Here is a 19,342-nt window from a genome sequence, read left to right on the forward strand (position 1 = left end):
AGGGGATCGTGCTGTCGGCATGAAAATACTTATCACGGATATGCCAAAAATAGAACTTGAACGCCTGCACGACATACTCAAGATGGCCATGTTCGTGATCGCATCAAAGCGGTTCTTCTGGCTTCAGAAGGCTGGAGTTCGCTATGATTGCAGACCCTGCACCTTCATGAAACCACTATCAACCGCCATATCAGTGATCACCTTGATGACCGCAAACTCAAACCCGAAAACGACGGATCTGACGGTATACTCAGAGCTGAACAGACAGAAAGTTTACTTACGCACTTGTCTCAATATTTGCTTCACCATACTCACGAAATTGTGGCTTATGTCGCTCAATGCTGGGCTATCCGCTTCTGGGCGGCTGAGGCGGTTCTCCCGCATTAATGGGCGTGATCGATAATTGCAGGTTCATCCCCTCCTATTTTTACAAATAGCCTTCTCCCACTTAACCCGATAAAATCGCCACCAGCGATAACCAACGACAGTAAAACGCATGCTACAAATTCTCTACACCGTACTTCTGTACCTTATCCAGCCGCTGATATGGATTAGACTGTGGCTGCGCGGTCGCAAGGCCCCCGCATACCGCAGGCGTTGGAGCGAGCGCTACGGTTTCTGCGCAGAGAAAGTCAAACCGGATGGCATCATGCTGCATTCCGTTTCCGTGGGCGAAACGCTGGCGGCGATCCCATTGGTCAGGGCGCTACGTCATCGTTACCCTAATCTGCCGATCACGGTAACCACCATGACGCCAACCGGTTCAGAGCGTGTGCGTTCCGCTTTCGGCGATTCGGTTTACCATGTCTATCTGCCTTACGATTTGCCCTGCGCATTAAAGCGTTTCTTTAATCAGGTACGCCCCAAGGTTGTGATTATCATGGAAACCGAGCTGTGGCCCAATCTGATCGCAGAGCTGCATAAACGCAAAATTCCTTTGGTGATTGCTAACGCTCGCTTATCTGCCCGTTCAGCGGCTAGCTATAAAAAAATAGGTCGTTTGACGCGACACATGCTGCGACGCATCACACTGGTGGCGGCACAGAATCAGGAAGATGGCGAGCGTTTTATCGATCTCGGTTTGAAACGCTCAAGCCTGACCGTCACGGGTAGCCTCAAATTTGATATTTCCGTCACGCCTGAGTTGGCTGCCCGGGCAGTGACGCTGCGCCGTCAGTGGGCGCCACACCGTTCGGTATGGATTGCCACCAGCACGCACGAAGGCGAAGAGTCCATCATTTTAGCGGCACATCGTCAGCTGTTGGCGACATACCCAGATTTACTACTCATTTTGGTGCCTCGCCACCCGGAGCGATTCGCGACAACTCAGGCTTTAACGCAAAGTTTAGGTTTCACTTACACCTTACGCAGCGGCAGCGAACAACCATCAGCCGATACTCAAGTGGTTATCGGTGATACGATGGGCGAGCTGATGTTGCTGTACGGTATTGCCGATCTGGCATTTGTGGGCGGCAGCCTGGTTGAACGAGGCGGACATAATCCACTCGAAGCGGCAGCGCATGCTATTCCTGTCCTTATGGGGCCACATACTTTCAACTTTAAAGACATCTGTAACAAACTTGAACAGGCAGATGGCCTGATCACCGTGACAGATGCCGCGTCCATAGCGAAAGAAGTGGGTAATCTGCTCGCTGATGAAGACTATCGCCGCTACTATGGTCGACATGCGGTCGAAGTATTGCATCAGAATCAGGGGGCACTACAAAAACTGCTGACATTGCTGGAACCCTATCTGCCACCGCGTACCCACTGATTGATAAAACCCCGTTGCGGGTATGAGGCATCCTATGACAACCAAGGCGATTTATCCTGGCACTTTCGACCCATTAACCAATGGTCATCTGGATTTACTGACGCGCGCCTCACACATGTTCGACAAGCTGATATTGGCAATTGCCGCCAGTCCAAGCAAAAACACGTTATTCTCGTTGGCTGAACGGGTTGAATTAGCCAGAAACGTGACTCAGCACCTGAAGAATGTCGAAGTGGTCGGCTTTAGCGAGCTGATGGTCCATTTTGCCCAGCATCAGCAAGCCACCATTCTGGTTCGCGGGTTGCGCGCCGTCTCTGATTTTGAGTATGAACTCCAACTGGCCAAAATGAATCACCACCTGATGCCGGCACTGGAGAGCGTGTTTCTCATGCCGTCGGAAGAGTGGTCTTTTATTTCCTCTACTCTGGTCAAGGAAGTCGCTCGTCACGGCGGCGATGTTTCGCATTTCCTGCCTGGACCTATTGCTGATGCATTACAGAAAAAGCTGCAATCGTCCTAAAGAAGCACATCAAGACCTGATGATGCTAAGCAGGCTATTCGTATTGGCCTCCAGACCAAAGCGGGCCCGGACATCTTTCTGACCCGTTTGAGCATAAGACAGCATGACCGCTTTATTTGAGAGTGCGAAATCCAGCGCTTTCACCCATTCCTGCGGTTCATTGCGCGATACGACAAGACCGGTAACATGGTCCTGTACCGTTTCAGGCAAGCCACCTTCATTACTGATGATAACGGGAACCGCTAAACCCAACGCTTCTATTTGCGCCATTCCCAAAGGCTCTTTCATTGAAGGCATGACCAGCACATCGGCTCTCTTCAACGCCGCCGCAACCGACTTTAACTCTCCCATCCAGATATTTTTTTGCAAACCACGCTCGTTGATTTCTTTTTTTAATTTTTCAGCGTCACCGCCGCCCGCCATAATATATCTCAGGTGAGGTCTGCTTTTTATTAATTCGCTCATCGCAGAGAGTATTATACCGTGCCCTTTCTCTTCTCTTAGCATACCAAGCTGAATAATCACCTCCCCCTGATTTTCATTGAGCCAATCAGACAAATCCTCCCTGACAGGAAAATCGATCTCATTATCGAGCTTTGCAAAATTAATTCCCGGGTAAACCACACGAATCTCTTTACCTGGAAACTGTGGCTTGATCTTGTGCGCCATAAATCGGCTTGGCACCATGACCAAATCAATGGGAAGGAAGCGATTGAAAGGATTCGGTTTTCTATTGGTATAATACGTTCTCGATCTGATGATTTTAGGCCGTCTTACCAACGTGATCGCCGCCACGCACAGATTATTGGCATCATGCCCACTGTGACAAATACAAGCCGTAGGACGATACTGCTTTATTGCCTTTCTAATGCCTTGAATCGTTGGCAGATGAAAGCTGTTGCGAAAAGGTAGATTAATGACGGATAAACCACGTGAACGAGCCTCGCCATCAATTCGCCCTTTAGGATTACACAATAAATAGGTAATCAATCCCTGCCCATTCAACGCTTCCATTTGTTGCAAAAGCTGCCATTCCTGTCCTCCCATATTCTTTGAACTTTCGAGGAAAAAGACGACATCATTATTTTTGTGCATATATCAACCCTGATTTAATGAATGAAATTTCAGGAAAAACTAACGCTGGCAAACCTGACAAAAAAACGTACTGCGCTGCCCATGCTTCGCCGTTACTATCGGTGAACCACACACCCGACAACGTTCACCGGCCCGGCCATAGACCTGAAGCTCCTGAGCGAAGTATCCCGGTTTGCCATCAGACTGAAGAAAATCACGCAATGTCGTGCCGCCCTGCTCAATTGAGCGCAGCAGTACCCGTTTGATGGTATCGACCAGTGAATGCGCTTCGGCTTCATTTAACGAACCGACCGCCCTGTCCGGCCTGATGCCCGCCATAAACAGTGACTCACTGGCATAGATATTCCCTACGCCAACCACTACTTTATTATCCATAATCCATTGCTTAACCAGCGTTTTTTTACCACGCGATCGCTGATACAAATAATCACCGGAAAATACCTCACTTAACGGCTCAGGTCCCAGATGTGCAAGCACAGAGCTGGTCTCTGGGTTATCTGTCCATAACCAGGCGCCGAAACGTCTGGGGTCCGTATAACGCAGAACCTTGCCGCTATCCATGACCAGATCGACATGGTCATGTTTCTCCGGTTCGATATACTCCGGCAGGATACGCAGGCTACCGGACATGCCCAGGTGAACAATGATCCATCCGGTGGTTAATTCAATCAGCAGATATTTGGCGCGCCGATGAACGCCCAGCACAGCCTGATCGCTGAGCGATAAAATTTCGCTGGAAACCGGCCAGCGCAAGCGGGAATTGCGGACTTCGGCGTAAAGAATGGTATGACCGACAAGGTAGGGAGAGATTCCCCGACGACTGGTTTCAACCTCTGGTAATTCAGGCATCGCTTATCTCCTGGAAAATGCCGGGTAAGTTAACATAGCAACGCAGCAAGCGTCTTCGTCAACCGCCCAATAAGAATGGGCAGGAAATTCTGTCATAAAAAAACCCGGCCGAGGCCGGGTTTTTCAATAATCCACTAAAATTATTTAATCTTAGCTTCTTTGTAGATCACGTGTTGACGGACAACTGGATCGAATTTCTTCAGTTCCAATTTTTCCGGCTTCGTGCGCTTGTTCTTCGTGGTGGTATAGAAGTGACCAGTACCAGCAGAAGAAACCAGCTTGATCTTCTCGCGAACACCCTTAGCCATGATTCAGTTCCTTAATACTTTTCACCACGGGCACGCAGATCGGCCAGAACCGTCTCAATACCCTTCTTATCAATAACGCGCATACCTTTAGCGGATACGCGCAGCGTTACAAAGCGCTTTTCACCTTCAACCCAGAAACGGTGTGAGTGCAGGTTCGGCAGAAAACGGCGTTTGGTCGCATTCAGTGCGTGGGAACGGTTGTTACCCGTCACCGGACGCTTGCCAGTAACTTGGCAGACTCGGGACATGTCTATTCTCCAAAAATCAAATCAGCTCGAGCTTCGTATAGGATGTTGGCCGCCTCGTCAGGCTATAGAGCCCATCTCAGCAACTTCACTGAAAAGACTCTGTCATCAGGGTAAACCTGCTGAGATAGGCTCTTAACGCCACACCCAAGATTCTCAAAGGTGGCGTAGTATACGCTCTGAAGCGTTAGCGCTCAAGTCCCGAACAACTAAAGATCCCGAAGGATCGCGGAAATATCGGTTAAATCCATCCACGCTCGGCAAAAGAAACGTATTCACCGCGTCCGATGACCAGATGATCAAGCACGCGAATATCCAGCAACAGACAAGCTTTAATGATTTGTTCGGTTATCGCACGGTCAGCCTGACTGGGCTCCGCTTTCCCGGAGGGATGATTGTGCGCCAGAATCAGCGCGGCGGCGTTAGCTTTCAGCGCTTCACGCACAATTTCCCGCGGGTGAACTTCCACGCTGTTGATGGTACCAGCAAACATCTCCTGATGACGAATAACCCGATGCTGATTATCTAAAAACATAACCAAAAAAACCTCCCTTTCCTGACGCGCCAGCAATAATTGCAGATATTGTCCGGTAATTTCCGGGCTCAGCATCGCATCCTCTTTCGCCAGACGAGACGAAAACAATCGACGTGACAGCTCCGCCACGGCTTTCAACTGCGCATATTTTGAAAGCCCAATCCCTTTTGCCATACAGAATGTCGTCCGATCGGCCGATAGCAGTTGATGCAGCGAACCAAATTCCGCGAGCAAATGTTCCGCCAGTTGCATCACATGTATACCGGGTAACCCGGTCCGTAAAAAAATCGCCAGCAATTCTGCATCCGTCAGCGCTTCAGCCCCCAAATTCACCAGTTTCTCCCGCGGCGCCAGTCCATTATCCCAGTCCATCGACCCTCCTCACCTGACAGACGGATATCATGACAGCTCCCGTATTGAGTAACGACAGCGAACGAAACAGGATGCGAAGCGCTACGCAATTTTCGGCCATAAAAGCGCTCGACCGCTTAAGACTCCTCTACCGGGTCAAGGTTATGGTAAAATAGCCTCTCTTTCGGTTTTCAATCGGATCATGATGATGACGGAACTTTCCAGCCAACCTGTTTCTGGTAAATGTATTTCCGGCAAACGAATCGTGCTCGGTATCAGCGGCGGCATTGCGGCTTACAAATGTCCCGAGCTGGTAAGACGCCTGCGCGACGCCGGCGCCGATGTTCGAGTGGTCATGACGCCAGCCGCCAAAGCCTTTATCACTCCCCTGACGTTGCAGGCCGTCTCGGGTTACCCGGTTTCTGACGATCTGCTCGATCCCGCCGCTGAAGCCTCAATGGGCCATATTGAGCTGGGGAAATGGGCGGATTTAGTGATCCTTGCCCCCGCTACCGCCGATCTTATCGCGCGTTTGGCCGCGGGCATGGCCAACGATCTGCTGACCACGCTGTGTCTTGCGACCGCAGCGCCGATTGCCGTTGTCCCGGCGATGAATCAGCAGATGTACCGCGCCACACCGACACAGGACAACCTGAATACGCTCACCGCGCGTGGCCTGATGCTCTGGGGACCGGATAGCGGCAGCCAGGCCTGTGGTGATATTGGCCCCGGCCGTATGATTGATCCGCTGGAAATTGTTGAACGCACCCAGCGGCATTTCTACGCCGTCAGCGATCTGCAACACCTGAATATCATGATTACCGCCGGTCCAACCCGGGAAGCGCTCGATCCCGTGCGCTTTATCAGTAACCACAGTTCCGGAAAGATGGGGTTTGCCATTGCACAGGCCGCAGCGGCCAGAGGGGCAAACGTTACGCTGATTACTGGCCCCGTCACTTTAGCGACGCCGGGCGGAGTGAAGCGGATTGATGTCAGCAGTGCGCTGGACATGCATCAGGCCGTGATGACCGAGGCTCCGCGTGCGCATATCGTTATCGGTTGCGCCGCAGTAGCAGACTATCGCCCCAAATTCGTCGCCGACGAAAAAATCAAAAAGCAGGGTGATGAAATCACTGTCACCATGATAAAAAACCCGGATATTATCGCTGATGTCGCCGCGCTGGATGAAAATCGGCCTTATGTTGTCGGGTTTGCTGCCGAAACCCAGAATGTGGAAGAATACGCCCGGCAAAAGCTGGCGCGTAAAAAGCTGGATCTGATCTGCGCGAATAACGTTTCCCTTTCCGGGCATGGTTTTAACAGTGAAACCAATGCATTACATCTTTTCTGGCAAGACGGGGACAAGCAGTTGCCGCAATGCGACAAGCATCTTCTTAGCCAAAACTTAATCGACGAGATTGTCAGCCGTTATGATGAAAAAAATCGACGTAAAGATTGTTGACCCACGCATTGGTCAGCAATTCCCCTTACCAACCTATGCAACGCCGGGTTCCGCCGGACTGGATTTGCGTGCCTGTCTGGATCAGGCGATTGAATTAAAAGCCGGTGAAACCACGCTGATCCCAACCGGACTGGCGATTCATATTGCCGATACCAATCTGGCGGCCATGGTGCTGCCTCGCTCCGGTCTCGGTCATAAACACGGCGTAGTACTGGGTAATCTGGTTGGCCTGATTGACTCTGACTATCAGGGGCAGTTGATGGTTTCCGTCTGGAACCGCGGTCAGCAGACCTTCACCATTGAACCGGGCGAACGTATCGCGCAGATGGTTTTCGTCCCTGTCGTTCAGACCGAATTTAATCTGGTCGAAGATTTTGTCAGCAGCGAACGTGGAGAAGGGGGTTTCGGCCATTCTGGTCGTAGCTAACGCGCACGGCCTTCTGTTACGGTGAAAAATATATAAGCCACAGCGCGTTATCGCGACTGTGGCGTTAGTGACTGTTTGTCAGTCAAATTTTTAGCAAGGGTCTTTTCATACATGGCAGAAAAAGAAAATACGAAAAGGAATCGTCGCGAGGAAATTTTGCAGGCGCTGGCGCAAATGCTGGAATCCAGTGACGGTAGCCAACGTATCACTACTGCAAAACTGGCTGCCAACGTTGGGGTATCTGAAGCGGCGCTTTACCGGCACTTTCCCAGTAAAACGCGTATGTTTGACAGTCTTATCGAGTTTATCGAGGACAGTCTGACCACTCGCATCAACCTGATTCTGCAAGATGAGAAAGATACGTTTAACCGTCTGCGTTTGATTTTATTGCTTATTCTGGGGTTTGCAGAGCGTAATCCGGGTTTGACACGCATCATGACCGGTCACGCGTTGATGTTTGAACAGGATCGTTTGCAGGGGCGTATTAATCAACTGTTCGAGCGTATCGAATCGCAGTTGCGTCAGGTCTTACGTGAGCAAAAGCTGCGTGATGGCAAAGGCTTTCAACATGACGAAACGCTGCTGGCCAGTCAATTGCTGGCGTTTTGCGAAGGTATGCTCTCACGTTTTATTCGCTCCGAGTTCCGCTATCGCCCGACGCAGGAATTTGATACCCGCTGGCCTCTGCTCGCCGCACAGTTGTACTAGCGTTCTTTTTCCGTCGGTAAATTCCCGCCAGAAGCGTCTCTGGCGGAGCCACATCAACAAACCATCATTAAATGCCGTACTGTTCGCGGTATTCTTTCACCGCGGTCAGGTATGCGGCCATCTCAGGTTTTTCCGCCAGATACGCGATCAGATCTTTCAGGGTAATGATGGAAATCACCTTACACTGGTAATCTCGCTCCACTTCCTGAATAGCCGAAATCTCGGTGCGTCCACGCTCCTGACGATCCAGCGCAATCATGATCCCGGCCAGCGTGGCGCCATGGGCCGTAATGATTTCCATCGATTCACGGATCGCGGTGCCCGCGGTGATCACATCGTCCACCAGCATCACGCGTCCCTGTAACGGGCTGCCGACCAGACTGCCGCCTTCGCCATGATCTTTGGCTTCTTTACGGTTAAAGCAGTAAGGAATATCACATTCATGATGTTCTGCCAGCGCCACTGCCGTGGTGGTTGCAATCGGAATGCCTTTGTAAGCCGGCCCGAACAACAAATCGAATTCAATACCTGAATCTACCAGCGCTTCTGCATAAAAACGCCCCAGCAATGCCAGATCGCGCCCGGTATTAAATAACCCGGCATTAAAGAAATAAGGGCTGATACGTCCCGACTTCAGCGTAAATTCACCGAATTTCAATACCTGTTTGCTGAGCGCAAATTCAATAAACTGGCGCTGATAGGCTTTCATTACTGCATCTCCTCGTCTTACGGATTAATAGATTTTTGTGCATCGCGGTCACATCGATAAAAGACAGACCATAAAAAAGCGACCAACAGGTCGCTTTAAAAAAATCAATCGGCTAACGCCGCTTTCTGTGCCTGAATGATGCTCCCGATCCCCTCGCGAGCCAATGCCAACAAGGACAACAGCTCTTCGTGGGTGAACGGTTCGCCTTCCGCGGTACCCTGCACTTCAATCATGCGGCCGTCTTCGGTCATCACCACATTCATATCGGTTTCCGCGGCAGAATCTTCCACATATTCCAGATCGCACACCGCCTCGCCGTTGACGATACCCACAGATACCGCTGCCACCATGCCTTTCAGCGGGTTTTTCTTTAGTTTGCCACTGGCGACCATCTGATTCAGCGCGTCGGCCAGCGCTACGCAAGCGCCGGTAATGGAGGCCGTTCGCGTACCGCCATCCGCTTGCAGCACGTCGCAATCCAGCGTAATGGTGTACTCGCCCAAAACTTTGAGATCGAGGGCCGCGCGCAGAGAACGGGCAATCAGGCGCTGAATCTCCAGCGTCCGCCCGCCCTGCTTGCCCTTGGCCGCTTCACGCGCATTGCGGCTATGCGTCGCGCGCGGCAGCATGCCGTACTCGGCGGTCACCCAGCCCTGGCCCTGCCCTTTCAGAAAGCGCGGCACGCCCTCTTCAACCGTGGCATTACATAAAACCTTGGTATCGCCAAACTCGACCAGAACCGATCCTTCGGCATGTTTTGTGTAATGGCGGGTCAACTTGAGGGGGCGTACTTGTTGTGCACTTCGGCCTGTAGGGCGCATGGCTCATCTCCGGCGGGTAAAGGTAACTGGCGCGCATTATACGGCCTTCGCGACGCAATGCCTATCTTGCCTTGCGGCACACGGTTATAATTTAAGGGATGCCGGGCTTTGCAGTCGATCATCGCCATCAGCCATACCATGACTGGAATAAGGGAGATAGCCAGCGCGGCGGCCACCTGAAAGATAAAGGGCATAAACATGAGCGAACCTCAGCAGCAGACCCGACAACATGAGAAAAAAATCCCCTGGCAGCAACAGGGGAGTTCGCCCGATTACCGTTTCTCTCTGGCGAACGAGCGAACTTTTCTCGCCTGGATCAGAACGGCACTGGCGTTTCTCGCCGGCGCTATCGCTATCGATCAGTTTGCCCTGACGCTGGCGCCAACCGTTATCCGCGAAGGGATGGCGATCTTCCTGTCGCTCGCGTGCGCGTTATTGACCTGGATGGCTTATCGCCGTTGGGTTGCCAATGAACTGGCCATGCGCACCGGGAAAAACCTGCCATACACCCGCTTGTTGCTGGTTATCACCGTGTTTGTCATCGGGATTGCCGTGATTCTGACCCTACTGATTTTCATGGTTTAATCAAAGGTGAGCATGGATACCCACGCCGACACCGCGCCGCACGATCCGGGCCTGCAACAGGAAAGAACCGCGCTGGCCTGGTCACGGACCGCATTCCTGCTGTTAGTCAACAGCCTGCTATTGCTGAAAGCAGGATTAACGTTATCCAGCCCCTGGTTTATTTCCGGCGGCGCGCTGCTATTCCTGGTCACACTGGCCATGTATGTCTGGTCAGCCATCAGACTACGCCTCATCCTGCGCTCTCATTCACCGTGTTCACGGCTTTCCATCCGTATGATGCGCGGCTTTACGTGCGCGATTATCGTCACTGCGTTACTGGTTGCCCTGATTAACCTGCTGACGCTGCTAACGTCTAACTGACTAAAAGAACAAAAAATCATACCACTTCCGGGTATAACCTCAGGCTATACCCTACCCATGAACAAGTATTCGTCAGTGATGATGCATCATGAAATATTCTTCTCATCACCCCATATTTTGATGAGAAAAGCGTCATGTTGATTCCACCGCCTTACCTGCCCGCTACCGGTAATGAGATTGAATCTCTGCTTCTGACGATGCCTGTCACCGTCGCGCTATATCAGCGTCTGATGGGGACTCCCGAGTGTGATGCCATCGGCATAAATGCAAAGCCAGCATGACAGGAGGAAGGTCAACGATGCGAGACATGCAAATTGAAATCGTCAAACTACCTTTAGCACGGCCTCTCTCTATTTCACGCCATACCCGCAACGCGGTCACCGTGGTGCGCGTCACGCTGGAAGAACGGGGGTTCATCGGGCAAGGAGAATGCACGCCCAATGCCCATAACGGCGAATCGCCGGAAAGCGTGTCTCATCAATTGCAAACGATCGCGCAGGCCGTAGAAAACGGACTGACTCCCGCCGCGCTACAGGACATATTGCCGCCGGGCGCGGCCAGAAACGCGCTGAACTGTGCGCTCTGGCGACTCAAGGCCGCGTTAAACAAGCAGACCCTGTGGCAGTGTCTCGACATTCAGCCGCCTGCATCGGTCATCAGTGCGGAAACCCTGTCTCTCGACAGTATGGAAAACATGGCGATAGCCGCCGCAGAGGCCGTTTCTCACGGGGCGCTATTGCTGAAAATCAAACTGGATCGCGAACTGATTCTGGAAAAGGTGGCCGCCATTCGTCAAGCCGCCCCGAATGCCACGCTGATGATTGATGCTGACGGCGCATGGAACGGCCTGGATCTCGGCAGCCTGTTCAACGCGCTGACGAAATACCAGATTGCCATGGTGGAGCAGCCGCTTCCGGCAGGTAAAGATGATGATTTATTGCGCCTTACCCATCCCATTCCGGTCTGTGCGGACGAAAGCTGCCGCCACAGCGCTGACATTGCCAAACTGCGTAGCCGTTACGACATGATCAATATCAAGCTGGATAAATGCGGCGGTATTACCGAAGCGCTGGCCATGGTGGAAGAAGCGAAACTTTACGGTATGCGGATCATGATTGGCTGCATGCTGGGCTCATCCATGGCGATGGAGGCCGCGCTGCCTCTCACCACGTTCGCGGAACACGTCGACCTCGACGGCCCGATCTGGCTTGCGGCCGACAGTTCACCCTATCTGACCTATAACCTCGGCCGTATCTGGCTATGACGCAACCAACCGGAGTGACCATGACGGATATCACGCAAACGGGTGCAGTAACCGCCACGGCACCCGGTAAAGCCACCAGACCGGTGCTGGAAATCAACGATCTGAGCGTTAGCTTTAGCGGACGCTCCGGTACGCATCAAGCGCTGAAAGGCGTTTCCTTCACGCTGAATAAAGGGGAAGTCGTCGCCGTGGTCGGGGAAAGTGGCTCAGGCAAATCCGTCACGTCGCTAACCGTGATGGGCTTGCTGGCAGATTCAGCCAACATTGAGCGGGGCAACATCAATTTTACCGCCCGCGACGGACGGCGGCATAACCTGCTCACGCTGAAAGCGGAGCAGCGTCGCCAGCTGCGTGGCCGCGAAATCGCCATGATCTTTCAGGAGCCGATGACCTCACTGAATCCGGTACTGAAGGTTGGCGACCAGTTGACGGAAGCGTTGCGCGATCATCAGATTTGCGATGCCGCCAGCGCGGATAGGAAAGCACGCGAACTGCTGCGTAAGGTACGCATCGCCGATGTTGACCGGGTCATGAAAAACTACCCCCATTCGCTGTCCGGAGGTATGCGCCAGCGAGTCATGATTGCGCAGGCGCTGGCCTGCGATCCGCAGTTGCTTATCGCCGATGAACCGACAACCGCGCTGGACGTCACCGTTCAGGCACGCATTCTGCAAATCCTGCGCGATCTGCAACAGCAGAGCGATATGGCCGTACTGTTTATTACCCACGATATGGGCGTAGTGGCGGAAATTGCCGATCGCGTGGTGGTGATGTATCGCGGTGAAGTGGTGGAACAGGGCAGCGTTGAGCAGATTTTTGCCGATCCCCAACATCCTTATACTCAGTCATTGCTGGCGGCCGTGCCCAAACTGGGCGATATGCGCGAAAGCGCCTGGCCCAAACGTTTCCCACTGCTTGGCCAATTGTCCGGCCATGATGACAGCGAGCAGATCACGGCCCGCTACGAGGCCGAACCGCTGCTGGATATTCGTGGTCTGCGCGTCTATTACCCGGTACGCACCGGCATTTTCTCCAGCGTGACGCACCATGTTCATGCTGTAGAACAAATTGATTTTAACGTCTGGCCGGGGGAAACGCTGGCCATCGTCGGAGAAAGCGGCTGCGGTAAATCCACCACCGGACGGGCGCTGTTGCGTCTGACGCAAAGTGAGGCGGAGAGCATTCATTTCCAGGGCAAAGAGATTTCCCAGATGAAAGATAACGAATTCCAGCCGCTGCGCCGTGAAATGCAGATGGTCTTTCAGGATCCGTATGCCTCGCTGAACCCTCGCCTCACGGTCGGCTTCACCATTGCCGAGCCACTTCTGCTGCACGGTCTGGTGAAATCACTGGAAGAAGCGACGCCGCAGGTTCAGGCGCTGCTGAAAAGCGTCGGTCTGCTGCCGGAACATGCTCGCCGTTATCCTCATGAATTCTCGGGCGGGCAGCGGCAGCGTATCGCCATTGCCCGCGCAATGGCGTTGCAGCCGCAAATCATCATTGCCGACGAGGCCGTCTCCGCGCTGGATGTGTCCATTCAGGCTCAGGTCGTCAATCTGATGATGGATTTGCAGAAAAATACCGGGGTGGCGTGGATTTTCATCTCTCACGACATGGCCGTCGTCGAGCGCATCGCCAACCGGGTTGCCGTGATGTACCTCGGTCAGATTGTGGAAATCGGGCCGCGTCAGTCGGTATTCAACGCGCCACAGCATCCCTATACCCGTCGCCTGCTGGCTTCGGTGCCCATTGCCGACCCCATGCGGCGCGGCGGGCGCGAACTGGATGACAGCGAGATCCCCTCTCCGCTGCGTAAAGCGGGCGAGACCGTAACAAAAACACGCTATCGACAGGTCGCGCCGCACCATTGGGTTGCAGACAGTGAATCCGCGGCCTGACACCAAAGACGACTTTTTTATTGCTAACCAGGAGAGACACCATGAAGCCATTACTTCGCCGTTCCGCCGCCGCCCTCGGGCTCTCACTGTGTCTGGCAGCGGTTGCCCAGGCACAGGATCTTCGTATTTCCATTTACGCCGATATTACCGGGCTGGACCCGCACGACACTTCGGATACGCTGAGTTACTCCATCCAGAGCGGTATCTTCGAACGCCTGTTCCAGTTCGATGACAAGATGAAGCTGGTCCCCAGACTGGCTACCGATTACACCAGCAATGCGGACGCCACCGAGTTTGTGATCAACCTGCGCGAGGGCATCACCTTTCAGGACGGGACGCCGTTCAATGCCGATGCGGTAAAAGCCAACCTTGAACGTCTGGCCGATCAGAGTAAAGGACTGAAACGCAACAGCCTGTTCAACATGGTGAAAACGGTCACCGTGATCACCCCGACACAGGTAAAAATCGATCTGAACAAGCCATTCGGTGCCTTTGTGAACACGCTGGCCCACCCGTCAGCCGTCATGCACAGCCCGGAAGCCCTGAAAAAATACCCGGATGAAGCACAGTTGCGCCTCAACCCGGTGGGGACCGGCCCGTTCAAATTCAGCGCATGGCAGCAAGGCAAGGACGTGAAGCTGGTGAAATATGACAACTACTGGCAGAAGGGCTGGCCGAAAGTCGACAGCGTAACGTTCTTCCCGGCGCCGGAAGACTCTACCCGCGTGGCGTCGCTGAAATCCGGTCAGGTCGATGCCATCTATCCGCTGCCGTCCGATCTGCTGAACGCGGTGCAAAGCGACAGCAAGCTGGCGGTACAGCGTGATGAAGGTATTTATCTCTACTACATGTCGCTCAACACCCAGCACAAACCGTTGCAGGATGTGCGCGTGCGCCAGGCCATCAACTATGCCATCAACCGCGATATGTGGTTAAAAGTCGGGTTCGCCGGCATGGGCGTACCCGCCACCTCGGCCATGCCGCCTAACGTCCAGTTCTACCAGCAGCAAACCACGCCGGATTACAGCTATAACCCGGAAAAAGCCAAGGCGCTGCTGAAAGAAGCCGGTTACGCCAACGGGCTCGATCTGAAACTGTGGACCACCAACCGCACGGATTACATCCGTAGCGCGCAGTTTTTCAAACAACAGTTGGCCCAGGTCGGCATCCGCGCCACCGTCACGCCAATGGACTCCGGCGCGCGTAACGCCAAACTCTGGGGAGTGAAGGATCCGAAACAGGCGGAATATGACCTCTATTATGGCGCATGGTCAACCTCAACCGGGGATGCCGACTGGGCGCTGCGCCCGCTGTTCGCCACCGAATCCTGGGTGCCGACCGCCTACAACGTCTCTTACTACAGCAATGCTGAGGTCGATAAGGCCATTATGGCCGGCCTGCAAACCGCCGATCCGGCGAAACGCGCCGTCGCGTATGCGCAAGCGCAGAAGCTGATTTGGCAGGATGCGGCCGTCGCCTTCCTGGGCGCACCGGATAATCTGGTGGGTAAAGTGAAAAACCTGTCCGGCGTTTACATATTGGCCGATGGTTCGCTGATCTTCGATCAGGCGGAATTTAAGTAATCACCCAGGGGGAAAACCATGCTTGCCTATATCGCCCGACGTTTGCTGGAAATGATCCCGGTTCTGCTGGTGATCTCCCTGTTAGTGTTCGGTTTTATCAAACTGCTGCCGGGCGACCCGGCACGCATTTACGCCGGGTCGGATGCCTCGATTGAAGCGGTGGAGGCGGCGCGCCAGCAATTAGGGCTGAACGCCCCTCTGCCACAGCAGTACGTCAACTGGCTCGGCGGTTTGTTCAAGGGCGATCTGGGGGTCACTTACCGTACCCAGCAACCCGTTGCTGAGGTGATCAGTAAAAGCTTTATGCCGACGATGTGGCTGGCCCTGGCCGGGTTTGCCTGGTCGGTGGCGCTGGGTCTGCTGATTGGCGTGGTTTCTGCGCTGAAACGGGGAAAATGGCAGGATTGGACGCTGATGAGCGTTGCCGTCGGCGGTATCTCCATGCCACCGTTCTGGCTGGGCCTGTTATTGATTCAGTTTGTTGCCATGCCGTTCGGGGTCTTTTCCGTCAGCGGCTTTAATCAGCCCAGCGATATTATTCTGCCGGCGTTGACGTTGGGCGCATCGGTGGCCGCGGTGATGGCGCGCTTTACCCGCTCTGCTTTTCTGGAAGTCGCGCAGGAAGATTATGTGCGCACCGCCCGTTCCAAAGGCTTACGCAATCGGCTGGTCACGTGGAAACACGTGATGCGCAACGCGCTGATCCCGGTGATTACCATGCTGGGATTACAGTTCGGTTTTCTGCTCGGTGGTTCAATCGTGGTGGAAAGCGTGTTCAGTTGGCCGGGCCTCGGCTGGCTGCTGATCGAGTCCATCAAAACACAGGATCAACCCGTCATTCAGGCATTGGTGATGCTGTTTGTGTTTGAATTTATTGTGATTAACCTGTTGGTGGACCTGCTGTACGCGGTGGTCAATCCGGCGATTCGCTTACGTTAGGAGACAAGATGAAACTCCCTTCCGAGCCCGCCGTGGCGGCTATCACGCTTAATAACGATACGATCCGTTCGCCATGGCGCGATTTCGCTCAGATTTTTATCCATAACCCGATGGCGCTGGCCTCCAGCGGGTTTATTCTGCTGTTGGTGCTGGTCGCGGTCTTCGCCCCCTGGCTGGCGCCGTGGGATCCCACGGAACCGGACTGGATGGCGCTCGCCTCGCCGCCATCGGCCGCCCACTGGATGGGCACCGACGACCTCGGGCGTGACGTAATGAGCCGGATCATCTACGGCGCGCGTATCTCTCTCTATATCGGCATTTTCTCGGTCACGCTGGGCATGCTGGCGGGCATCGCCCTGGGGTTGCTGGCAGGCTACTACGGACGCTGGGTGGACATGCTCATTATGCGCGGTTCCGATGTGCTGTTCGCCTTCCCCGGCATGCTGCTGGCGATTGCCGTGGTGGCGATTCTGGGGCCGGGACTGAACAACGTTATCATCGCCGTCGCGGTCTTCAGCGTGCCGGTATTCGCCCGTATTGTGCGCGCCTCCACGCTGTCGCTGAAACAGGCGGCCTATGTTGAAGCGGTACGCTGCGCCGGCGCATCGGATCGTATTATCCTGATGCGCCATATTCTTCCCGGCACGCTGCCTAACGTTATCGTCTATTTCACCATGCGTATCGGCACCAGCATCCTGACCGCCGCCGGTCTCAGTTTTATCGGTCTCGGCCCGGAACCGGACGTGCCCGAATGGGGCAATATTCTGGCTATGAGCCGCAGCCTGATGATGGCGGGCGCATGGCACGTCAGCGTTTTCCCCGGTATGGCGATATTTTTCACCGTACTGGCCTTTAACCTGTTGGGGGACGCGCTGCGTGATACGCTTGACCCCAAACTGAAAAGTTAAGGAAGCGTGATGACAGCTTACCAGCAGCAACAGCTCGACCTGCTCATACGCCGGTGGCGAACACAGAAACAGCTGGGGACGCCGCGCTCGGCCAGCGGGCCATACAACCGTATCAGCGATGTCGCTGGCGTTCGTATCGGGCACAGTACGCTGGCAGCCGGTGAAATTCAGACGGGCGTTACCGCGATTGTGCCCTCAGACGCCAACCTGTTTACGCATCCCCTGCCCTGCGGCGCGGCGGTACTGAACGGCTTTGCCAAGCCGATCGGACTGGTTCAGATTGAGGAGCTTGGTCTGTTGCAAACGCCTATTCTGCTCAGCAATACGCTGGCGGTCGGCACCCTGTTCACCGCGCTGACACGCCACGCCATTGCAAAAAATCCCGAATTAGGACGTTCCCAGCCCACGGTCAATCCGCTGGTGTTGGAATGTAATGACGGCTGGTTGAATGACATTCAGGCATTGGCCGTCACCGAACACATGGCGCAGAACGCGTTGCGGGAAGCCGGAGAAACGTTCAACCGCGGTAGCGTCGGCGCCGGACGCGGCATGAGCTGCTTTGGTCTGAAAGGCGGCATCGGCACCGCGTCGCGTCTGGTTCCTGAACTCAACGCAACGCTGGGTGTATTGGTGCTGGCCAATTTCGGTACGCTTTCCGCGCTGACGCTGGATGGCGTACAGGCGGGAGAGGCCATTGCCTCTTTATTATCGCCGGAGTCGACACCACAGAAAGATGCCGGTTCGATCATCATTATTATGGCAACCGACGCGCCGCTGGATGCACGCCAGCTTCGGCGTATCGCCAAACGTGCCGGCGCCGGATTAGGTCGGCTGGGCAGTTATTGGGGCCACGGTTCCGGTGATATTGCCGTAGCATTTTCCACGCAGCCACACCCGCAACCGCCCGAAGACGCCCGGCTGGAATCACTGTTGAGCGCCGCCGCCGACGCCACTGAACACGCGGTACTCGACGCCATGCTCAGCGCGGATGCGGTGACCGGCTTTCGCGGACATCATCGCCCGGCATTACGTCAGGTGCTGGATCGTCTGGCCGCTAATTTATCTGAGTAAGGAACAGGATATGAAAATTTTTATTTCCGCGGACATTGAAGGCGTTGCCGGGGTTATGCGCCCGGAACAGTGCAGCCCCGGCACCGCAGAATACCAACTGGCTCGCGGGCTGATGGAACAGGAAGTCAATGCCGCCATTGACGGCGCCTTCGCGGGGGGCGCGACCGAGGTGGTCGTTGCCGACAGCCACGCCGCCATGGTGAATCTGCGGGCAGAAAATATCGATTCCCGCGCGCGTCTGGTGCAGGGGAAGCCGCGTGGTTTATCCATGGTGGAAGGGCTGGAACAGCAGCAGTATGACGGCATGATGTTCATCGGTTATCACAGCGCCGCCGGGGAGTTTGGCGTACTGGCCCATACCATCAACGGTCGGGCGTTTTACCGGGTACACATTAACGGCGAAGTCATGGCCGAGAGTGATATTTATGCCGCTGCCGGCGCCGAGCAACACACGCCACTCTTGCTGGTCAGCGGCGACGATACGCTGCAACAGTGGATTGCCCGCTATTACCCCGCCACCCACTATGCCTGTGTCAAACGCGCCATTTCCCAACACGCAGCGGAATCATCAAGCCCGGAAATCGCCCGTCAGACCATCCGGCAGGCCGCCATGAAAGCAGTCAGCCACGCGCATCACACCATCACTTCGCGTATTCAGGCTCCGTACCATCTTGAGTTGATGGTGGCAAAACCGGTGCTGGCCGATCTGTTTTGTCTGATCCCTTGCGTAAAACGTCAGGATGCGATTACCGTCAGTTATACCGCGCAAACCATGGCGGAAATTGTTAGCCTGTTAAGCGCTTTTTCCTATCTGGCGACAACGCAAAACTGACCCAATGCCGTATCCGCAGACATGATGAAAAGCACAGAGGCAGTAGCAAAAAACACCGGCAGCAGCCGGGAAGCATGGAAATAACGAACCCAATAAGA

General features: G+C 54.4%; 23 protein-coding genes and 1 pseudogene. 16 read left to right on the forward strand and 8 right to left on the reverse strand.

The features are described 5' to 3' along the window. Positions 1 to 19: 19 nt before the first annotated feature. The 3 genes and pseudogenes from B4923_RS21080 to coaD all read left to right on the forward strand — a co-directional run. Positions 20 to 357 (forward strand): annotated as a pseudogene (locus B4923_RS21080) (IS630 family transposase); the annotation flags it as partial. 139 nt (positions 358 to 496) lie between these two features. Further along, positions 497 to 1,774: a lipid IV(A) 3-deoxy-D-manno-octulosonic acid transferase gene (gene waaA, locus B4923_RS10455; protein WP_109054309.1), complete on the forward strand. Its 1,278-nt coding sequence runs from the start codon at positions 497 to 499 to the stop codon at positions 1,772 to 1,774. A gap of 34 nt (positions 1,775 to 1,808) precedes the next feature. Then, the gene (coaD, locus tag B4923_RS10460) at positions 1,809 to 2,294 is read left to right on the forward strand and encodes a pantetheine-phosphate adenylyltransferase (RefSeq protein WP_109054310.1); all 486 of its coding nucleotides are present in this window, start codon (positions 1,809 to 1,811) and stop codon (positions 2,292 to 2,294) included. A 9-nt stretch (positions 2,295 to 2,303) separates the two neighbouring features. On the opposite strand, the gene B4923_RS10465 is transcribed toward coaD, so the two are convergent. From B4923_RS10465 to radC, 5 genes are all read right to left on the reverse strand, one after another. Continuing rightward, positions 2,304 to 3,389 carry a glycosyltransferase family 4 protein gene (locus tag B4923_RS10465; RefSeq protein ID WP_109054311.1) on the reverse strand — a complete coding sequence of 362 codons (1,086 nt, stop codon included), beginning with the start codon at positions 3,387 to 3,389 and terminating at the stop codon, positions 2,304 to 2,306. Positions 3,390 to 3,428: 39 nt separating this feature from the next. Beyond that, positions 3,429 to 4,238 carry a bifunctional DNA-formamidopyrimidine glycosylase/DNA-(apurinic or apyrimidinic site) lyase gene (gene mutM, locus B4923_RS10470; protein ID WP_109054312.1) on the reverse strand — a complete coding sequence of 270 codons (810 nt, stop codon included), beginning with the start codon at positions 4,236 to 4,238 and terminating at the stop codon, positions 3,429 to 3,431. 140 nt (positions 4,239 to 4,378) lie between these two features. Beyond that, positions 4,379 to 4,546, reverse strand: a complete 168-nt coding sequence (gene rpmG / locus B4923_RS10475) for a 50S ribosomal protein L33 (protein WP_004392084.1) — start codon at positions 4,544 to 4,546, stop codon at positions 4,379 to 4,381. Positions 4,547 to 4,557: 11 nt separating this feature from the next. Beyond that, the gene (rpmB, locus tag B4923_RS10480; RefSeq protein WP_009110942.1) at positions 4,558 to 4,794 is read right to left on the reverse strand and encodes a 50S ribosomal protein L28; all 237 of its coding nucleotides are present in this window, start codon (positions 4,792 to 4,794) and stop codon (positions 4,558 to 4,560) included. 238 nt (positions 4,795 to 5,032) lie between these two features. Further along, on the reverse strand, positions 5,033 to 5,698 hold the full coding sequence (gene radC, locus B4923_RS10485) for a RadC family protein (protein ID WP_109054313.1): 666 nt from the start codon (positions 5,696 to 5,698) through the stop codon (positions 5,033 to 5,035). Positions 5,699 to 5,882: 184 nt separating this feature from the next. On the opposite strand from radC, the gene coaBC reads away from it, so the two are divergent. From coaBC to slmA, 3 genes are all read left to right on the forward strand, one after another. Further along, positions 5,883 to 7,139: a bifunctional phosphopantothenoylcysteine decarboxylase/phosphopantothenate--cysteine ligase CoaBC gene (gene coaBC, locus B4923_RS10490; protein WP_109054474.1), complete on the forward strand. Its 1,257-nt coding sequence runs from the start codon at positions 5,883 to 5,885 to the stop codon at positions 7,137 to 7,139. Continuing rightward, positions 7,108 to 7,566, forward strand: a complete 459-nt coding sequence (gene dut / locus B4923_RS10495; RefSeq protein ID WP_109054314.1) for a dUTP diphosphatase — start codon at positions 7,108 to 7,110, stop codon at positions 7,564 to 7,566. Before coaBC ends, dut begins: the two co-directional genes overlap by 32 nt. Positions 7,567 to 7,677: 111 nt before the next feature. Next, positions 7,678 to 8,274, forward strand: a complete 597-nt coding sequence (gene slmA / locus B4923_RS10500) for a nucleoid occlusion factor SlmA (RefSeq protein WP_109054315.1) — start codon at positions 7,678 to 7,680, stop codon at positions 8,272 to 8,274. A 67-nt stretch (positions 8,275 to 8,341) separates the two neighbouring features. Here the strand turns inward: slmA and pyrE are convergent, their stop codons facing one another. The 3 genes from pyrE to B4923_RS20895 form a co-directional block, all read right to left on the reverse strand. After that, positions 8,342 to 8,983: an orotate phosphoribosyltransferase gene (pyrE, locus tag B4923_RS10505; protein WP_109054316.1), complete on the reverse strand. Its 642-nt coding sequence runs from the start codon at positions 8,981 to 8,983 to the stop codon at positions 8,342 to 8,344. A 104-nt stretch (positions 8,984 to 9,087) separates the two neighbouring features. Continuing rightward, complete coding sequence (gene rph / locus B4923_RS10510) at positions 9,088 to 9,804, reverse strand: ribonuclease PH (RefSeq protein ID WP_109054317.1); 717 nt, start codon at positions 9,802 to 9,804, stop codon at positions 9,088 to 9,090. Continuing rightward, complete coding sequence (locus B4923_RS20895; RefSeq protein WP_170116041.1) at positions 9,756 to 10,004, reverse strand: hypothetical protein; 249 nt, start codon at positions 10,002 to 10,004, stop codon at positions 9,756 to 9,758. Before B4923_RS20895 ends, rph begins: the two co-directional genes overlap by 49 nt. On the opposite strand from B4923_RS20895, the gene B4923_RS10515 reads away from it, so the two are divergent. The 10 genes from B4923_RS10515 (at position 10,003) to B4923_RS10555 (ending at position 19,244) form a co-directional block, all read left to right on the forward strand. Beyond that, positions 10,003 to 10,389: a YidH family protein gene (locus B4923_RS10515; protein ID WP_109054318.1), complete on the forward strand. Its 387-nt coding sequence runs from the start codon at positions 10,003 to 10,005 to the stop codon at positions 10,387 to 10,389. The genes B4923_RS20895 and B4923_RS10515 overlap by 2 nt on opposite strands. Positions 10,390 to 10,401: 12 nt before the next feature. Next, entirely contained in the window at positions 10,402 to 10,749 is a 348-nt protein-coding gene (locus B4923_RS10520) for a DUF202 domain-containing protein (protein ID WP_109054319.1), read from the forward strand. A gap of 134 nt (positions 10,750 to 10,883) precedes the next feature. Beyond that, positions 10,884 to 11,030 carry a hypothetical protein gene (locus tag B4923_RS20900; RefSeq protein ID WP_170116042.1) on the forward strand — a complete coding sequence of 49 codons (147 nt, stop codon included), beginning with the start codon at positions 10,884 to 10,886 and terminating at the stop codon, positions 11,028 to 11,030. 17 nt (positions 11,031 to 11,047) lie between these two features. After that, the gene (ycjG, locus tag B4923_RS10525; protein ID WP_109054320.1) at positions 11,048 to 12,013 is read left to right on the forward strand and encodes an L-Ala-D/L-Glu epimerase; all 966 of its coding nucleotides are present in this window, start codon (positions 11,048 to 11,050) and stop codon (positions 12,011 to 12,013) included. A 20-nt stretch (positions 12,014 to 12,033) separates the two neighbouring features. After that, positions 12,034 to 13,911, forward strand: a complete 1,878-nt coding sequence (locus B4923_RS10530) for an ABC transporter ATP-binding protein (RefSeq protein WP_109054321.1) — start codon at positions 12,034 to 12,036, stop codon at positions 13,909 to 13,911. 41 nt (positions 13,912 to 13,952) lie between these two features. Next, positions 13,953 to 15,494 carry a glutathione ABC transporter substrate-binding protein gene (locus B4923_RS10535; protein WP_109054322.1) on the forward strand — a complete coding sequence of 514 codons (1,542 nt, stop codon included), beginning with the start codon at positions 13,953 to 13,955 and terminating at the stop codon, positions 15,492 to 15,494. Positions 15,495 to 15,512: 18 nt separating this feature from the next. After that, positions 15,513 to 16,433: an ABC transporter permease gene (locus B4923_RS10540; RefSeq protein ID WP_109054323.1), complete on the forward strand. Its 921-nt coding sequence runs from the start codon at positions 15,513 to 15,515 to the stop codon at positions 16,431 to 16,433. Positions 16,434 to 16,441: 8 nt separating this feature from the next. Further along, the gene (locus B4923_RS10545) at positions 16,442 to 17,341 is read left to right on the forward strand and encodes an ABC transporter permease subunit (RefSeq protein ID WP_109054324.1); all 900 of its coding nucleotides are present in this window, start codon (positions 16,442 to 16,444) and stop codon (positions 17,339 to 17,341) included. Between the two features lie 9 nt (positions 17,342 to 17,350). After that, positions 17,351 to 18,412, forward strand: coding sequence for a DmpA family aminopeptidase (locus tag B4923_RS10550; protein ID WP_109054325.1), 1,062 nt, complete (start codon positions 17,351 to 17,353; stop codon positions 18,410 to 18,412). A 10-nt stretch (positions 18,413 to 18,422) separates the two neighbouring features. Then, positions 18,423 to 19,244: a M55 family metallopeptidase gene (locus B4923_RS10555; protein ID WP_109054326.1), complete on the forward strand. Its 822-nt coding sequence runs from the start codon at positions 18,423 to 18,425 to the stop codon at positions 19,242 to 19,244. The last annotated feature ends 98 nt before the right edge of the window (positions 19,245 to 19,342 follow it).

Origin of the sequence: Brenneria roseae subsp. americana, from assembly GCF_003115815.1 — a bacterium.
Lineage (GTDB): Bacteria > Pseudomonadota > Gammaproteobacteria > Enterobacterales > Enterobacteriaceae > Brenneria > Brenneria roseae.

Bases quoted from the DNA above. Each gene is read 5' to 3' on its own strand.
- B4923_RS10530 (WP_109054321.1), top strand. From the start codon at position 12,034: ATGACGGATATCACGCAAACGGGTGCAGTAACCGCCACGGCACCCGGT.
- B4923_RS10550 (WP_109054325.1), top strand. From the start codon at position 17,351: ATGACAGCTTACCAGCAGCAACAGCTCGACCTGCTCATACGCCGGTGG.
- coaD (WP_109054310.1), top strand. From the start codon at position 1,809: ATGACAACCAAGGCGATTTATCCTGGCACTTTCGACCCATTAACCAAT.
- B4923_RS10555 (WP_109054326.1), top strand. From the start codon at position 18,423: ATGAAAATTTTTATTTCCGCGGACATTGAAGGCGTTGCCGGGGTTATG.
- B4923_RS10465 (WP_109054311.1), bottom strand. From the start codon at position 3,389: ATGCACAAAAATAATGATGTCGTCTTTTTCCTCGAAAGTTCAAAGAAT.
- B4923_RS10515 (WP_109054318.1), top strand. From the start codon at position 10,003: ATGAGCGAACCTCAGCAGCAGACCCGACAACATGAGAAAAAAATCCCC.
- B4923_RS20895 (WP_170116041.1), bottom strand. From the start codon at position 10,004: ATGTTTATGCCCTTTATCTTTCAGGTGGCCGCCGCGCTGGCTATCTCC.
- waaA (WP_109054309.1), top strand. From the start codon at position 497: ATGCTACAAATTCTCTACACCGTACTTCTGTACCTTATCCAGCCGCTG.
- B4923_RS20900 (WP_170116042.1), top strand. From the start codon at position 10,884: ATGTTGATTCCACCGCCTTACCTGCCCGCTACCGGTAATGAGATTGAA.
- B4923_RS10520 (WP_109054319.1), top strand. From the start codon at position 10,402: ATGGATACCCACGCCGACACCGCGCCGCACGATCCGGGCCTGCAACAG.
- dut (WP_109054314.1), top strand. From the start codon at position 7,108: ATGATGAAAAAAATCGACGTAAAGATTGTTGACCCACGCATTGGTCAG.
- B4923_RS10545 (WP_109054324.1), top strand. From the start codon at position 16,442: ATGAAACTCCCTTCCGAGCCCGCCGTGGCGGCTATCACGCTTAATAAC.
- pyrE (WP_109054316.1), bottom strand. From the start codon at position 8,983: ATGAAAGCCTATCAGCGCCAGTTTATTGAATTTGCGCTCAGCAAACAG.
- rpmB (WP_009110942.1), bottom strand. From the start codon at position 4,794: ATGTCCCGAGTCTGCCAAGTTACTGGCAAGCGTCCGGTGACGGGTAAC.
- slmA (WP_109054315.1), top strand. From the start codon at position 7,678: ATGGCAGAAAAAGAAAATACGAAAAGGAATCGTCGCGAGGAAATTTTG.
- ycjG (WP_109054320.1), top strand. From the start codon at position 11,048: ATGCGAGACATGCAAATTGAAATCGTCAAACTACCTTTAGCACGGCCT.
- radC (WP_109054313.1), bottom strand. From the start codon at position 5,698: ATGGACTGGGATAATGGACTGGCGCCGCGGGAGAAACTGGTGAATTTG.
- mutM (WP_109054312.1), bottom strand. From the start codon at position 4,238: ATGCCTGAATTACCAGAGGTTGAAACCAGTCGTCGGGGAATCTCTCCC.
- coaBC (WP_109054474.1), top strand. From the start codon at position 5,883: ATGATGACGGAACTTTCCAGCCAACCTGTTTCTGGTAAATGTATTTCC.
- rph (WP_109054317.1), bottom strand. From the start codon at position 9,804: ATGCGCCCTACAGGCCGAAGTGCACAACAAGTACGCCCCCTCAAGTTG.
- rpmG (WP_004392084.1), bottom strand. From the start codon at position 4,546: ATGGCTAAGGGTGTTCGCGAGAAGATCAAGCTGGTTTCTTCTGCTGGT.
- B4923_RS10540 (WP_109054323.1), top strand. From the start codon at position 15,513: ATGCTTGCCTATATCGCCCGACGTTTGCTGGAAATGATCCCGGTTCTG.
- B4923_RS10535 (WP_109054322.1), top strand. From the start codon at position 13,953: ATGAAGCCATTACTTCGCCGTTCCGCCGCCGCCCTCGGGCTCTCACTG.